Origin of the sequence: Kitasatospora sp. NPDC018058 (assembly GCF_044327205.1) — a bacterium.
GTDB lineage: Bacteria > Actinomycetota > Actinomycetes > Streptomycetales > Streptomycetaceae > Kitasatospora.
Genome location: NZ_JBIRFA010000026.1, coordinates 41,961 through 58,441, shown reverse-complemented (window position 1 = coordinate 58,441; position 16,481 = coordinate 41,961). Strand labels below are relative to the sequence as shown.

The 16,481-nt window shown below is 75.9% G+C and carries 1 protein-coding gene; it reads right to left on the bottom strand.

The features are described 5' to 3' along the window. Nucleotides 1-203 precede the first annotated feature (203 nt). A complete protein-coding gene (locus tag ACH4E7_RS30410; protein ID WP_396252348.1) occupies nt 204-16,457 on the bottom strand; it encodes a type I polyketide synthase in 16,254 nt (5,417 codons plus the stop codon). Nucleotides 16,458-16,481 lie beyond the last annotated feature (24 nt).

Below are 16,481 nucleotides of genomic sequence, written 5' to 3'. Positions count from 1 at the left end.
GCGGGCGGCCCTGTCGTGCGGGCCCGTCCCGGCAGGCCCGTTCCGGGGGCCGGCCGCAGGCTCCTGACGTCAGGTCCGACCCGTCGCCCGCCCAGTCTCGCCATGGACGGCTCCGGTTTTCCCTAGAGGCGTGGACGCGCTGAGAAGCACGGACGGGCGTGCCCGGCACCCGTGGGTACCGTGCACGCCCGTCCGGCCTGCGGCTACTCCTGGCCGCGCAGCCACGCCTCCACGATCTCAGCGGTGAGAGCCGAGTCCTCGCGGATCATCGACAGGTGGTCGGCGTCGACACCGACCACCCGGGCGCCCGGCACGAGCGGCTCGGCCTGGGCGCGCTGCTCGATGGGGGCCTCGTCGACGCCGGTCAGGGCGCGTTCGCAGGTGACAAGCAGGACGGGGGCCGTGGTGTGGTGGACCTCCAGGCGGTTGAGGAGGACCATCCAGCGGCCCATCGCGGACAGGCGGGAGTTGGTCAGCCGCACCGGCGAGTCGGCGCCGGTGAAGTTGAGCCGCATCATGCCGGTGTAGTCGGTGCCCTCGTCGGCGTTGTGCTGGAAGCTCAGCGTGTCGAAGAGGACGACGCCCGCCGGGCGGATGCCCCACGTGTGCTCCAGCAGGCCGGCCGCGGCGTAGGCGAAGGAGCCGCCGGAGGAGTGGCCGGCGAGGACGAACGGGTGGCCGTCGCTGGCGCGCAGGGCGCTCTCGGCGATCACCCGGGTGGCGACCTCGGCGGTGGCGGGCAGCCGCTCGCCGGTGGCGAAGCCCACCAGCGGGAGCGCCGACACCTCGCGCTCGCCGCGGAAGTGGGCGGCGAGCCGGGAGTACTGGTGCACGCCCGCGTTGGCCGTCGGCGCGCTGACGCAGATCAGCCGGGTCGGGCGGGGCCCCTCGGCGAGGCGGGTCGCCCAGGGTAGGTCCTCCAGTTCGGCGGTCGCCTCGAAGGTGGGGCGCAGGGCCGCGACGGTGGCGAGCATGCGCTGGGCCTCGGGCACCTTGCCGTTGGCCAGGGCGTCGGTGAACATCCGCTCCAGGGAATCGAGTTCGGGCTCGCCGCCGGGCGCGAGCACGGCCCCACCCTCGCCGTCCTCGGTGCGCTGGTCGGCGAGCTCGCTGCGGATCCAGGCGGCGAGCTCGACCGGCGAGCGGCTGTCGAAGACGACGGTGGCGGGCATCCGCAGGCCGGTGACAGCGGCGATCCGGTTGCGCAGCTCGACGGCGGTGAGCGAGTCGAACCCGAGCTCGTAGAAGTCGCGTTCGGCGTCGACGGCCTCCGGGAAGGGGTGGCCGAGGACCGTGGCGGCTTCGGCGCGGACGGTGTCGACGAGGTAGCGCATGCGGTCGCGCTCGTTGAGGTCGAGCAGCTGCCGGGTGAAGCCGGCGGCCGCGTCGGCGCCGCTCGCGCCGCCGCCCGAGGCGGTGCGCCTGGCGGCGCGGACGAGTCCGCGGAACAGCGGCGGCACGTCGCCCTGGGGGCGCATGCCCCCGGCGGCCAGGCCCATCGGGATGACGAGCGGTTCGGCGGAGCCGAGGGCGGCCTCGAACAGGGCGAGGCCCTGCTCGACGGAGAGCGGCGGGATGCCGCCGGACTGCATGCGCCGCATGTCGGTCTCGCTGAGCTCGCTGGTCATGCCCGCCTCCTGGGCCCACGGGCCCCAGGCGAGCGAGGTGCCGGCCAGGCCGAGCGACCTGCGGTGGTCGACGAGGGTGTCCAGGAACGCATTGGCCGCGGCGTAGTTGCCCTGGCCGGGGCTGCCCATGACGCCCGCGATGGACGAGAAGACGGCGAAGACTGCGAGGTCGAGGTGCCGGGTGAGCTCGTGGAGCTGCCAGACGGCGTCGACCTTGGGCCGTAGGACGGCGGACAGGCGCTCGGGGGTGAGCGCGGTGATGATGCCGTCGTCCAGCACGCCGGCCGTGTGGATGACGGCGGTGAGCGGGTGCTCGGCCGGGATGCCGGCGAGCAGGGCCTCGGTGGCGGCGCGGTCGGCGGTGTCGCAGGCGACGACGCGGGCCTCGGCGCCGAGCGCCGCCAGGTCGGCGAGGAGTTCGGCCGCGCCGGGCGCGTCCGGTCCGCGCCGGCTGGTGAGCAGCAGGTGGCGGGCGCCGGTGACGGCGAGGCGGCGGGCGAGGTGGCGGCCGAGGGCGCCGGTGCCGCCGGTGATCAGGACGGTACCGTCGGGGTCGCGCTCCGCGGGCATCGTGAGGACGGTCCGGGCGGCGGACTCCCCGGCGGTGCGGGCGGTGAGCGCGGAGCGGGCGGTGCGGATGTCGTGCGCGGCGATCGGCGGCGCGGTGAGCTCGCCGCGTCCGGCCAGGGCGACGAGCTCCGCGAGGATCGCGGCGGTCTCGTCGGCGTCCGGTGCGGGCAGGTGGGCGAAGGCGTCGTCGTCGAGGACGAGGTCGGTACCCGCCGCCGCGCGCCCGACGAGCCGCTCGGACGGCAGGCCGTGGCCGAGCAGGGCGTCGCGCAGCCCGTCGGGGGCCGTGGCGGAGACATCGGCGCCCAGTCGCAGGGCGAGCTCGACGGCGGCGGTGGCCGGTCCGGTGGTGGTGGCGTGCACGTGGACGGTCCGGCCGACCTGGACGGCCGAGCCGCCGAGGGCCTGCCGTGCGGGGACGAAGTCCGCGGCCAGGACGGCGGCGGCCCCGGAGGACCAGCCGTCGGGCAGCGGGGCCAGCAGGCGCCGGTCGGCGACCGCCTTCGGCCCGGCCGCCAGCACGCCGAACACCTCGTCGCCCGGGCTAAGGTCCGGCACGCCGTCACCGACCGCCGTCACCACGCCGGCCGCGCCGGTGCCGCGGCCGTGGACGGCGGCCCGGACGGCGACGGCGACCTGCCCGGCCGCAGGCGGCCCGGCCGCCTCGGGGCAGGGCACGAGCGCCATGTCGTCGGGCAGCAGGCCGTCCAGGACCCACGGCGTGCCCGCCGGGGGCAGCAGCCCCGCCGCGCCCGCGAGCCGGGCCAGTCGGCCCACCCGCAGGGCACCGCCGCGGACGGCGAACTGGGCCTCGCCGTCGGCCAGCAGTCCGGGCAGCAGCGGCAGGACCGCGGCCACGTCCTCCGTGCGTTCGACGTCGAGCAGGGCGAAGCGGCCGGGGTGCTCGGAGTTCGCCGAGCGGACCAGGCCCCAGGCGGCGCCGCCGGGCAGGTCACGGACGGTCTCGCCGTCGGCGGCCCGGACGGCGCCCCGGGTCACGAACACCAGCCGGGAGGTGGCGGCCCGGTCCTCGGCCAGCCAGTCCTGGACCAGGGCGAGGACGCGCGTGGTGTGCGCGTGGACGGCCTCCGGGACGTCGCCGGCCGGGCCCTCCAGGGCGACCAGGACGAGGTCCGGCACCGGGCGGCCGAGGTCCGCGAACGTCGCGGCCGAGGAGCCCGTGCCGTAGCCGTCCCGGCCGAGCGCCGTGCAGCGCACTGCCGTGGCGGCGGGCGGCGTGGCGGGGGCGGGGACCCACTCGATCCGGAACAGCGGGTCGCGGCCGGTGCGGACGGCGGCAGCGGCGGCCTGCGGGGCGCGCAGGGCGACCGAACCGACCGTCAGCACCGCGCCGCCCGCCGGGTCGGTGGCGGTGACGGACACCGTGTCCTCGCCGAGGCGGGCGACGCGCACCCGCAGGGCGGCCGCTCCCCCGGCGTGCAGGGCCACGCCCTGCCAGGCCCGGGGCTGCGGCAGCTGCTCCTCGGTGCCGACGCCGATCAGCACGGCGGCGTGCAGGGCGGCGTCGAGCAGGGCCGGGTGGAGGCCGAAGTAGCGGGCGTCCTCGCCGGGTTCGCCGGCCGGCTCGACCTCGGCGAACACCTCCTCCCCGCGCAGCCAGGCGGCGCGCAGTCCCCGGAACGCCGGGCCGCGCCCGGACTCGCGGTAGAAGCCGTCCAGGTCGACGGCGAGCGCGCCGGCCGGCGGCCAGGCCGCCTGGGCGTAGTCCGGTACGTCGGTGTCCTGGGGCACGAGGGTGCCGGTGGCACAGCGCGTCCACGGCTCGTCGGGGGCGGCGTCGCCGGGGCGGGCGTAGCAGGCCACCGGGCGGGCGCCGGTGTCGTCGGGCGCCCCGACGCGCACCTGCACGACGGGTTCGTCGTCCTCGGCGAGCGGCAGCGGGTCGCCGAGCGTGAGCTCCGCGATCCGGCCGCAGCCGACCTGGTCGCCGGCCCGGACGGCCAGTTCGACGAAGGCGGCGGCGGGGAAGGCCAGCCGACCGCCGATCCGGTGGTCGAGCAGCCACGGGTGGACGCGCAGGGCGAGGCGGCTGGTGAAGAGCACGCCGTCGGTGTCCTCGGCGAGCGGGACGGCGGCGCCGAGCAGCGGGTGGTCGGCCGGGACGAGGCCGACGGAGGCGACGTCGCCGGAGAGGGCGGCCGGGCGCGGCCAGTAGCGGCGGCGGTCGAAGGCGTAGGTGGGCAGGTCGACCCGGCGGGCGCCGGTGCCGTCGAACAGGGCCGCCCAGTCGACCGGGACGCCGGCCGCGTGAAGCGCGGCGAGGGCGGTGAGCAGGGTGTGCTCGTCGGCGCGGTCCTTGCGCAGGGCGGCGGCGCGGACGCAGTCGGCCGCGTCGTCGCCGAGGCTCTGTTCGGCGAGGGCGGTGAGGACGCCGTCGAAGCCGAGTTCGAGGAAGGCGGTGGCCCCGGCCTCGCGCAGGGCGCGGACGCCGTCGGCGAAGCGGACGGCCTCGCGGACGTGGCGCACCCAGTAGTCGGGGCTGGTGAGGTCCGCACCGAGGGCGCCGGTGAGGTTGGAGACGACCGGGATCGAAGGGGCGCCGTAGGACAGGCCGTTGAGGACGGTGCGGAAGTCCTCCAGCATCGGGTCCATCAACGGCGAGTGGAAAGCGTGCGAGACGCGCAGGCGGGACGTCCGGCGGTCGGCGAAGTGCTCCTCGATCGCCGCGACGGCCTCCTCCGTGCCGGAGACGACGACGGAGGTCGGACCGTTGACGGCGGCGATGGACACGGACTCGGTCAGCAGGGGCAGGACTTCGTCCTCAGTGGCCTGTACGGCGAGCATCGCTCCCCCGGAGGGCAGGGCCTGCATCAGCCGGCCACGTGCCGCCACCAGGGCGCACGCGTCACCGAGCGAGAACACCCCGGCGACGTGTGCCGCGGCGATCTCGCCGATCGAGTGACCAGCGACGAAGTCCGGCCGCAGGCCCAGGGATTCGACGAACCGGTACAGCGCCACCTCGACCGCGAACAGCGCGGCCTGGGCGTACGCCGTCCGGTTCAGCGACTCCGCGTCCTCGCCCCACACGACCGCGCGCAGCGGCTGGTCCAGGTGCTCGTCCAGCACCGCGCACACCGCGTCGAAGGCGTCCGCGAACACCGGGAAGCGCGCGTACAGCCCCTGGCCCATGCCGAGGCGCTGCGAGCCCTGGCCGGAGAACAGGAAAGCCGTCGAGCGATCCACCGCGACGCCGCGGGCGACCTCTGTCAGGCCCTCGCTGCACGCGAGCAGCACGGCCCGGTACTCGAAGGCGGAGCGTCCGGTGGCGAGCGAGAACCCGATGTCCAACGGGGAGAGTTCGAGGGCGGAGGCGCGGGCGAGGTGGGTCTCCAACGCGTCCTCGGAGCGGCCGGAGAGCACCCACGGGACGACGGCGGGCAGCACCCGCTGGTCCTCGGTGCGCTCGGTCACAGCGGGCGCCTGTTCGAGGATCACGTGCGCGTTGGTGCCGCTGATCCCGAACGAGGACACCCCGGCGCGCCAGGGCCGGTCGACCTCGGGCCACGGCCGGGCCTCGGTGAGCAGGTCGATCGAGCCCGCCGTCCAGTCCACGACGGCGGACGGCCGGTCGATGTGCAGGGACTTCGGCAGCACGCCGTGCCGCATGGCGAGCACGGTCTTGATCACCCCGGCGACGCCGGCGGCGGCCTGGGTGTGGCCGATGTTCGACTTCAGCGAGCCGAGCAGCAGCGGCCGTTCGCGGTTCCTCCCGTAGGTGGCGAGGAGCGCCTGGGCCTCGATCGGGTCGCCGAGGGCGGTGCCGGTGCCGTGGCCCTCGACGGCGTCGACCTCGGCGGCCGACAGTCCGGCGCTCGCGAGGGCCTGGCGGATGACGCGCTGCTGGGACGGGCCGTTGGGCGCGGTGATGCCGTTCGAGGCGCCGTCCTGGTTGACGGCGCTGCCGCGCACGACGGCCAGCACCGGGTGCCCGTTGTGGCGGGCGTCGGACAACCGCTCCAGGACCAGCATGCCGACGCCCTCGGACCAGTTGGTGCCGTCGGCGGCATCCGAGTAGGCCTTGCAGCGGCCGTCGGCGGCGAGGCCGTTCTGGACGGTGAAGCCGGCGAAGCTCACCGGGGTGGTCATCACCGTCACGCCGCCCGCGAGCGCGAGGCCGCACTCGCCGTTGCGCAGCGCCTGGGTGGCCCAGTGCAGGGCGACCAGGGACGACGAGCACGCGGTGTCGACGGTGACGGCCGGGCCCTCCAGGCCGAGCGTGTAGGAGATGCGGCCGGACAGGACGCTCGACGCGAGGCCGGTGCCGGCGTGGCCGCCGATGTCCTCGCGCGAGTTCATCATGAGCGTCGCGTAGTCGAGGCCGTTGGTGCCGACGAAGACGCCGGTGCGGCTGCCGCCGAGCTTCTGCGGGTCCACCCCGGCGCGCTCCAGGGCCTCCCAGGAGGTCTCCAGCAGCAGGCGCTGCTGCGGGTCCATGGCGAGGGCCTCGCGCGGCGAGATGCCGAAGAAGGAGGCGTCGAAGTCGGCGACGGCGTCGATGAAGCCGCCTTCCAGGGTGGCGCTGCGGCCGCGGCCGTCGCGGTCGCCGACGAGCAGCGTCCGCAGGTCCCAGCCGCGGTCCTCCGGGAAACCGGCGATGCCGTCGCCGCCCTCGGAGACCAGGCGCCACAGCTCGTCGGGCGAGGTGACGCCGCCGGGCAGGCGGCAGGCCATGCCGACGATCGCGATCGGCTCGCCGTCGTCGGCCGCGGCTCGCACGGCGGGCAGCAGCGGGTCGGCGGGGGTGTCGAGGAGCTCGGTCAGGAGGTGCTCGGCGAGGGCCTGGGCGGTCGGGTAGTCGTAGACGGAGGTGGCGGGGAGCTTGAGGCCGGTGGCCGCGCCGAGCCGGGCGGGCAGTTCGACGGCCGTCAGCGAGTCGAAGCCGAGGTCGCGGAACTTGCGGTCCGGGGCGACGGCGGAGCGGTCGGCGTAGCCGAGCACGGCGGCGACGTGGGTGCGGACGAGGTCGGTGAGCAGGGCGGTGCGCTCGCTCGGGGTGAGGGCGCGCAGGCGGCCGGTGAGCTCGGAGGCGGCGGTCGCGTAGTCGCGGCGGACCGCGGCGGCGGCCTCCAGGGCGGGCCGGGCGGCCGGGAGGTCGCGCAGCAGCGGGTTGCCGCGCAGGCCGACGAGGCTCTCCAGGACCTGCGGCTGCGTCAGGTCGAGCAGCACGAGTGCGGGGGCCGGGCGGGTGACGGCCTGGCGCAGTGCGGCCAGGGCGAGGTCGGGGTGCAGGGCGGGGACGGCGGCGCGCAGGGCGCGTCCGTCGTCCTCGGCCGGGGCGCCCGGGTCGATGCTGGTGGCCTCGGCGCCGATCCACGCGCCCCAGGCCACGGAGGTGGCGGGCAGGCCGTCGGCGCGGCGGCGCTGGGCGAGCGCGTCCAGGACGGCGGCCGGGGCCGCGAGGGTGGCCCGGCCGGGGGTGCCGACGGCGCCCGCGACGGATGAGCAGAGCACGAAGGCCGTCAGGTCGAGGCCGCGGGTCAGCTCGTCCAGGTGGAGGCCAGCCCCGGCACGGACCCGGTGAACGGCGGCAAGGCGCTCGGGCGTCAGGTCGTCGAGGACGCCGTCGTCGACCGTGCCCGCCGCGTGGACGACGGCGGTGAGCGGGGCGTCGGCGGGGATCGCGGCCAGCAGGGCGGCGAGGGCGTCACGGTCGGCGACGTCGCACGACGCGATCGTCACGACGGCGCCCAGGCCGCTCAGCTCCTCGACGAGGTCGGCGGCGCCGGGGGCGTCCGGCCCCCGGCGGCTCGCCAGCAGCAGGTGGCTCGCGCCCGCGGCGGCGAGCTGGCGGGCCACGGCCGCGCCCCGGCCGCCGGTGCCGCCGGTGATCAGCACGGTGCCCGGGCTCTGCCCCGGCGTCCAGCCCGCGTCCGGCGCGCCGGCCGGGGCCGGGACCAGGCGGCGGGCGTGGACGGCGGCGGTACGGATCGCGATCTGGTCCTCGCCGTCCGCGCCGGCGAGCACGGCGGCCAGTCGGCGCACCGCGGACCGGTCCGGCGCCTCGGGCAGGTCGACGAGGCCGCCCCACTGCTGGGGGTGCTCCAACGCGGCGACCCGGCCGAGGCCCCACACGGCGGCCTGCTCGGGCGCGGCCGGCGAGTCGGTACAGGCCACGGCGACCGCGCCGCGCGTCAGACACCACAGCGGCGCGGTGAGGTCCGCGTCGCGCAGCGCCTGCAGAAGGGCGAGGGTCGCGGCGGCCGGGTCGGCCTCACGGCCGAGCGCGAGGAGGGACAGGACGCCGGTGAACGGGCGCCCGGTCGAGGGCAGTTCGCGCAGCAGCGCAGCGAGCTCGGCGCGCTGCGGGGCGGGCACGGACAGGCACAGCGCGTCCGGTCCGACGGCCTCGCAGGCCGCCTCCGTCCACACCTCGTCGCCGCCCTCGGCGGGCGTCACCACCAGCCATGGGCCGGACGGCCGGGCCGTCGAGCCGCCCGGCAGCGCACGCCAGGACTCGTGGAAGCGCAGCGCGTCCAGCAGGGACTGGTCGCGGTGGTGGCGCCGCCACGCGGACAGGGCCGGGAGCACGGCTCCGAGCGCGTCGCCGTCCACGGCGAGGTCGGCGGCGAGCGCGTCCAGGTCCTCGCCCTCGACGGCGGCCCAGAAGCGGGCGTCCAGCGGGTCGTCCGGAGCGGCGGTGCCAGGGCGGGTGGCCTGGGAGTGGGTCTGCGGCCAGTAGCGCTCGCGCTGGAAGGCGTACGTCGGCAGGCTGGTGCGGCGGGCACCGGTGCCGTCGAACAGGCGCGCCCAGTCGATGGGCGCGCCGACGACATGGAGGCGGGCGAGCGCGGTCAGCAGGGCGGTCTCTTCGGGACGGCCACGACGGCCGGCCGGCTCGACGACGAGCTCCGAGGCATCCGCCAGGGTCTGGCGGACGGCCGGGGACAGGGCCGCGTCCGGGCCGAGCTCCACGAAGTCGGTCGCACCGGCGGCGTGCAGCGTGCGGATCCCGTGGGCGAAGCGGACGGCCTCGCGGACGTGGCGCACCCAGTAGTCGGGGGTGCAGAGGTCCTCGCCGCCGACCTCACCGGTGAGGTTGGAGACCAGCGGGATCGAAGGGGCTTGGTAGCTCAGCCCGTTGAGGACCTCACGGAAGTCCTCCAGCATCGGATCCATCAACGGGGAGTGGAAGGCGTGCGAGACCTTCAGCCGCGTGGTCCTGCGGTCGGCGAAGTGCTCCTCGATCGCCGCGACGGCCTCCTCCGCGCCCGAGACGACGACAGAGGTCAGACCGTTGACGGCCGCGATCGACACGAAGTCGCCCAGCAGCGGAAGGACTTCGTCCTCCGTCGCCTGCACGGCAAGCATCGCGCCGCCGGACGGCAGCGCCTGCATGAGGCGGCCGCGAGCAGCGACCAGGGCGCAGGCGTCGGCCAGGCTGAACACCCCGGCGATGTGTGCGGCCGCGACCTCGCCGATCGAGTGGCCCGCGACGAACTCAGCCCGCACACCCAGCGATTCGACAAGCCGGTACAGCGCCACCTCGACGGCGAACAACCCGGCCTGGGCGTACGCGGTCTGGTTGATCAGCTCCTCGTCCTCGCCCCACACGACCTCGCGGACGGGCAGGTCGAACTGCGCGCAGACCGCGTCGAAGGCCTCGGCGAACACGCGGAAGCGGGCGTACAACTCCTGCCCCATGCCGAGGCGTTGGGCGCCCTGTCCGGAGAACAGCAGTGCCGTCCTGCGCTCGCCGTCGGCGACGCCCCGGGCCACCTCGGCGCCGTCCAGCAGCACCGCCCGGTGCGCGAACCGCGACCGCCCTGCGGCCAGCGAGAGGCCGACGTCCACCGGCGAGGCGTCCAACCCTTCGAGCCGCGCGAGCTGCGCGTCCAGCGCGGCCCCCGACTTGCCTGCCAACACCCACGGCACGACGCCCGGCGCCACCGACGGCTCCGCCACCCCGGCTTCGGCCGGCGGCGCCTGCTCGACGATCACGTGCGCGTTGGTGCCGCTGATCCCGAACGCCGACACGCCCGCACGGCGCGGCCGGCCGGTCTCCGGCCACTCCTCCGCCTGCGTGAGCAGCCGGATGTCACCGGTCGTCCAGTCGACGTGCGAGGACGGCGCGTCCACGTGCAGCGTGCGGGGCAGCACGCCGTGCTGCATCGACAGCACGGCCTTGATCACGCCGGCCGCGCCGGCGGCGGCCTGGGTGTGGCCGATGTTGGACTTCAACGAGCCGAGCAGGAGCGGGCGTTCGCGTTCCTGCCCGTAGGTGGCGAGGAGGGCCTGGGCCTCGATCGGGTCGCCCAGGGTGGTGCCCGTGCCGTGGCCCTCGACGAAGTCGACCTCCGCCGCCGAGAGGCGCGCGTTGGCGAGGGCCTGGCGGATGACGCGCTGCTGGGACGGGCCGTTGGGGGCCGTCAGACCGTTCGAGGCACCGTCCTGGTTGACGGCCGAGCCGCGCAGGACGGCCAGCACCGGATGTCCGTTGCGGCGTGCGTCCGAGAGGCGCTCCAGCACCAGGACGCCCGCGCCCTCCGACCACCCGGTCCCGTCCGCCGCGTCGGCGAACGCCTTGCAGCGCCCGTCCGGGGCCAGTCCGCCCTGCCGGGTGAAGCCGGGAAAGCCGAGCGAGGACGACATCACGGTGACGCCGCCGGCCAGGGCCAGCGTGCACTCGCCGCTGCGCAGCGACTGGGAGGCCAGATGCATCGCCACCAGGGAGGAGGAGCACGCCGTGTCGACGGTGACCGCCGGACCCTCCAGGCCGAAGGTGTAGGAGATCCGGCCGGAGACCACGCTCGCGGCCAGGCCGGTGCTCGCGTGGCCCTCGATGTCCTCCTGGGCGTTCATGACGAGCGTCAGGTAGTCCTGGCCGCCGGTGCCGACGAAAACGCCGGTGCGGCTGCCGCGCAGCGCCGTCGGGTCGATCCCGGCGCGCTCGACGGCCTCCCAGGACGTCTCCAGCAGGAGCCGCTGCTGCGGGTCCATCGCGAGCGCCTCGCGCGGCGAGATCCCGAAGAAGGCCGCGTCGAAGTCAGCCACCCCGTGCAGGAAGCCGCCCTTCGCGGTGGCGCTGCGCCCCCGGTCGCCGGGGCCGCCGCCGAGCAGGGTGTCGAGGTCCCAGCCGCGGTCGGTCGGGAAGTCGGAGATGCCCTCGCGGCCCTCGGCGACCAGCGCCCACAGCTCCTCGGGCGTGCCGATCCCGCCGGGCAGGCGGCAGGCCATGCCGACGATCGCGATCGGGTCGTCGTCAGTGGCGGCGGCCGCCGCGGCCGGGGCGACCGGCTCGTCGTGCCGGCCGAGCACCTCCGCGAGCACGAGGTCGGCGATCGCGGCGGGGGTCGGGTGGTCGAAGACCAGGGTTGCCGGGAGGCGCAGGCCGGTGACGGCGGTGAGGCGGTTGCGCAGCTCCAGGGCGGTGAGGGAGTCGATGCCGAGGTCGTGGAAGTCGCGGTCGGCGGCGACGGCCTGCGGCGAGGCGTGGCCGAGGACGGCGGCGGCCTCGGTGCGTACCAGGTCCACGACGTGGCGCAGCCGGTCGGCCTCGCGCAGCTCGTAGAGGCGGGCGGCGAGGGCCGTCATGGTGGCGGCACCGGTGCCGGTCGCGGAGGCCGTGCGGCGCCCGGCTGGCAGGAGGGCGCGGAACATCGTCGGCACCTCGCCGCGCGGGCGGGCGCCGGCGGCCATGCGGCCGGTCGCGACCAGGTAGGGCTCGTCGATTCCCATGGCGGCGTCGAGCAGCGCGAGACCGTGCTCCTCGGTGAGGGGCGGGACGCCGGTGGCGTGGATGCGGCGCAGGTCGGCTTCGGAGAGGGTCCCGGTCATGCCGGCCGTGGGCATCCAGGCGCCCCAGCCCAGGGACTGGGCGGGCAGGCCCTGGTGGCAGCGCCAGTGCGCGAGGGAGTCCAGGTACACGTTCGCCGCCGCGTAGTTGCCCTGGCCCGCCGTGCCCATCACACCCGAGATCGAGGAGAACAGGACGAAGGCCTTGAGGTCCTGGTCCTTGGTCAGCTCGTGGAGGTTCCAGGCGGCATCGACCTTCGGGCGGAGGACCGCCGACAGTCGCTCGGGGGTGAGCGCGGTGACGATCCCGTCGTCCAGCACACCGGCCGCGTGCACGACACCCGTGACCGTCCGGCCGTCCAGGGCCCGCGCGAGCGCCTCACAGTCGGCGGCGTCACAGGCCACCACCTCGGCTCGGGCACCCAGCTCCGCCAGCTCGTCCACCAGCTCGGACGCGCCCCCGCGCCGGCTCAGCAACAGCAGGTCCCGCACACCGTGTTCGGTCACCAGGTGCCGGGCGACGAGACGGCCCAGACCGCCGGTACCACCCGTGATCACCACGGCTCCCGTGCCCCAGCCCGACGAGCGCCCGCCGGGGGACACGCGGGCCAGCCGGCCCACTCGGACAACGCCGTCGCGTACCACCACCTGCGGCTCGCCCACGGCCAGCACCGCGTCCAACGGAAACTCGCCGTCCGCGTCCACGAGCACGAACCGGCCCGGGTTCTCCGACTCCGCCGCCCGCACCAGGCCCCAGACCGCACCACCGGCCAGGTCCGCGACCTCGCCGCCCGCCACCGCGCCCCGGGTGACGAACACCAGGCGCGCGTCCGCGAACCGCGGCTCGGCCAGCCACTCCTGCACCAGGCCCAGCGCCCACGCCGTCACCTCGTGCACGTCCTCGGGCGTCGAACCACCCGCCACCGGGACCACCACGGCACCCGGCACGTCGTCCGTCAGCTCGGCGAACGAGGCCACGTCCGCGCCCAGCGTCGCCGCCGTCACGCGGTCCCCCGCACGCGACGGCGCGGGCACCCACTCCAGCCGCAGCAGCGAGCCCGCCGCGGCCGCTCCCTGCGCCACGGCGGCCGGCTCGGCCAGCGTCAGGGCCTCGGCCGACAGCACCGGCTCCCCGGCGGCGTCCACGACGGCGAGCGCGAGCGTCTCCCCGCCCGTGCGCACGAGCCGGGCCCGCACCACGGACGCGCCCGAGGCGTGCAGCGACACCCCGGACCACGCCACCGGCACCAGCCCCCGGCCGTCCGCCCGCACCACGGCCGCCAGCAGCGCCGGGTGCACGCCGAACCCCGCAGCGTCATCGGCCGCGTCGCCCGGCAGGACGGCCTCGACGAAGGTCTCTTCGCCGCGCCGCCAGACCGATCGCAGCCCGTCGAAGGCCGGACCGAGGTCCGCCTCCTCCTGGATCCCGGTCAGCTCGGCGACGACCGCGCCCTTCGGCGGCCACACCGAGGTGTCGAAGTCGGCCATGCGCTCGCCGCGGACGAGCTCGCCCGAGGCGTGCTCCGTCCACGCGGCGTCGGCGTCGGCGTCCGGGCGGGAGAAGATCCGCACCGGACGGGCGCCGGAGGCCGTCGGGGCGTCCACCTGGATCTGGACGACCACCGCGCAGTCCTCGGGCAGCGCCAGCGGCTCGGCGAGCGTCAGCCACTCGACCCGGTCGCAGGCGACCTGGTCACCGGCGCGGACGGCCAGCTCCAGGAAACCGGTCGCCGGGAAGACGGCCGCGCCGCCCACCCGGTGGTCGCCCAGCCACGGCTGCGCCTTCAGCGACAGCCGGCCGGTCAGCAGCGTGCCCTCGGCGTTCGCGAGCGCGACGGTCGCGCCCAGCAGCGGGTGCTCGGCGGGCGACAGACCGGCGCCGGTCACGTCGCCGATGCGACGGGCCGGGCGCGGCCAGTAGTGCTCGTGCTGGAAGGCGTAGGTGGGCAGCTCGACGCGCTGGGCGCCGGTGCGGTCGAAGAGCCGCGCCCAGTCGACCCCGACGCCGGTGACGTGCAGACGGGCCAGGGCCGTGACGAGGGTGTGCTCCTCGGGCCGGTCGCGGCGCAGCAACGGGAGTGCGGGGGCGTCCGAGTCCTGCCCGGCGAGGGCCGCGAGGACGCCGTCGGGGCCGAGCTCGACGAACGCGGTGGCCCCGGCCTCGCGCAGGGTGCGGACGCCGTCGGCGAAGCGGACGGCCTCGCGGACGTGACGCACCCAGTAGTCGGGGGCGGTGAAATCCCCGCCCAGGGCGCCGGTCAGATTCGAGACCAGCGGGATCGAAGGAGCCTGGTACGTCAGCCCGTTCAGGACCTCACGGAAGTCCTCCAGCATCGGGTCCATCAACGGCGAGTGGAACGCGTGCGAGACCCCCAGCCGCGTCGTCTTGCGGTCGGCGAAATGCGCCTCGATCGCCGCGACCGCCTCCTCCGCGCCCGAGACGACCACGGACGACGGGCCGTTGACGGCGGCGATCGACACGAACTCACCCAGCAGCGGCAGGACCTCGTCCTCCGCCGCCTGCACGGCCAGCATCGCGCCACCCGCCGGCAGCGCCTGCATCAGACGGCCACGAGCGCTCACCAGCTTGCACGCGTCCTCCAGCGAGAACACCCCGGCCACATGCGCCGCCGCGATCTCACCGATCGAGTGCCCGGCCACGAACTCCGGCTCCACACCCAGCGATTCGACGAGCCGGAACAGCGCCACCTCGACCGCCAACAACCCCGCCTGGGCGTACTCCGTCCGGTTCAGCAGCTCCGCATCCGAACCCCACACCACCTCACGCAGGACCGGATCGAACTCCGCACACACCGCGTCGAAGGCCGCCGCGAACACCGGGAACCGGGCATACAACTCCCGCCCCATCCCCAACCGCTGCGACCCCTGCCCCGAGAACAGGAACGCCGCCGACCGCTCCCCCGCCGCCCCACGGGCAACCTCCGCCCCGTCCACCAACACCGCCCGGTGCCCGAGCCGCGAGCGCCCCGCCAGCGACAGCCCGACGTCCACCGGCGAGCCCCCCACCCCGGCGAGCCGCTCCACCTGCGCGTCCAGCGCGGCCTCCGACTTCGCCGAGACCACCCACGGCACCACGCCCGGCGCCACAGTAGGCTCGACAATCGGGTCCGTGTCCTCCTCCACCGCCTCCTCAACGATCACGTGTGCGTTCGTGCCGCTGATCCCGAACGCGGACACGCCCGCGCGGTGCGGCCGGTCCACCTCCGGCCAGGCCCGGGCCTCGGTGAGCAGCTCGACGGCCCCCGCCGACCAGTCCACCTCGGCCGACGGCGCGTCGACGTGCAGCGTCTTCGGCAGCACACCGTGCCGCAGCGCCATCACCGTCTTGATCACGCCGGCCGCGCCGGCGGCCGCCTGGGTGTGGCCGATGTTTGACTTCAGCGAGCCGAGCAGGAGCGGCCGTTCACGGTCCTGTCCGTAGGTGGCGAGCAGCGCCTGGACCTCGATCGGGTCGCCGAGCGGCGTGCCCGTCCCATGGCCCTCAACGGCGTCGACCTCGCCGGCCGACAGCCCGGCGGCGGCCAGCGCCTGCCGGATGACGCGCTGCTGCGACGGGCCGTTGGGGGCCGTCAGGCCGTTCGAGGCACCGTCCTGGTTGACGGCCGAGCCGCGCAGGACGGCCAGCACGGGGTGCCCGTTGCGGCGCGCGTCCGACAGGCGCTCCAGCACCAGGACGCCCGCGCCCTCGGCCCAGCCCGTCCCGTCCGCCGCGTCGGCGAACGCCTTGCAGCGCCCGTCCGGGGCAAGGCCGCCCTGCCGGGAGAAGCCGGAGAAACTCATCGGCGTCGACAGCACGGTGACGCCGCCCGCGAGGGCCAGCGTGCACTCGCCGGCCCGCAGCGCCTGCGACGCGAGATGCATCGCCACCAGCGAGGACGAGCACGCGGTGTCGACGGTGACCGCCGGACCCTCCAGGCCGAAGGTGTACGACACCCGGCCGGACAGCACGCTCGCCGTCAGGCCGGTGGTCGCGTGACCTTCCATGTCCTCGTCCGAGTTCATCACCACGCCGACGTAGTCGACGCCCGCCGTACCGACGAACACGCCGGTGCGGGTGCCGCGCAGGCCGCTCGGGTCGATGCCCGCCCGCTCGAAGGCCTCCCAGGACGTCTCCAGCAGCAGCCGCTGCTGCGGGTCCATCGCGAGGGCCTCGCGCGGCGAGATCCCGAAGAAGCCCGCGTCGAACTCGCCGGCCGTGACGAACCCGCCCTCGATCGAGGCGCTGCTGCCGTTGCCCTCGCCGAGCAGCGCCGCGATGTCCCACCCGCGGTCGGCGGGGAACCCGGTGATGCCGTCCTGCCCGTCCGCGACCAGCCGCCAGAGCTCCTCGGGGGTGGTCACCCCGCCCGGCAGGCGGCACGCCATGCCGACGATCGCGATCGGCTCGTGCCGGCCGGACTCGGCCTCCAGCAGTCGTTGGCGTGTCTGGTGCAGGTCGGCCGTGACCCACTTGAGGTAGTCAACGAGCTTGCTGTCGTTCGACATGGGGGGTGGTGCCTTCCTGTGATG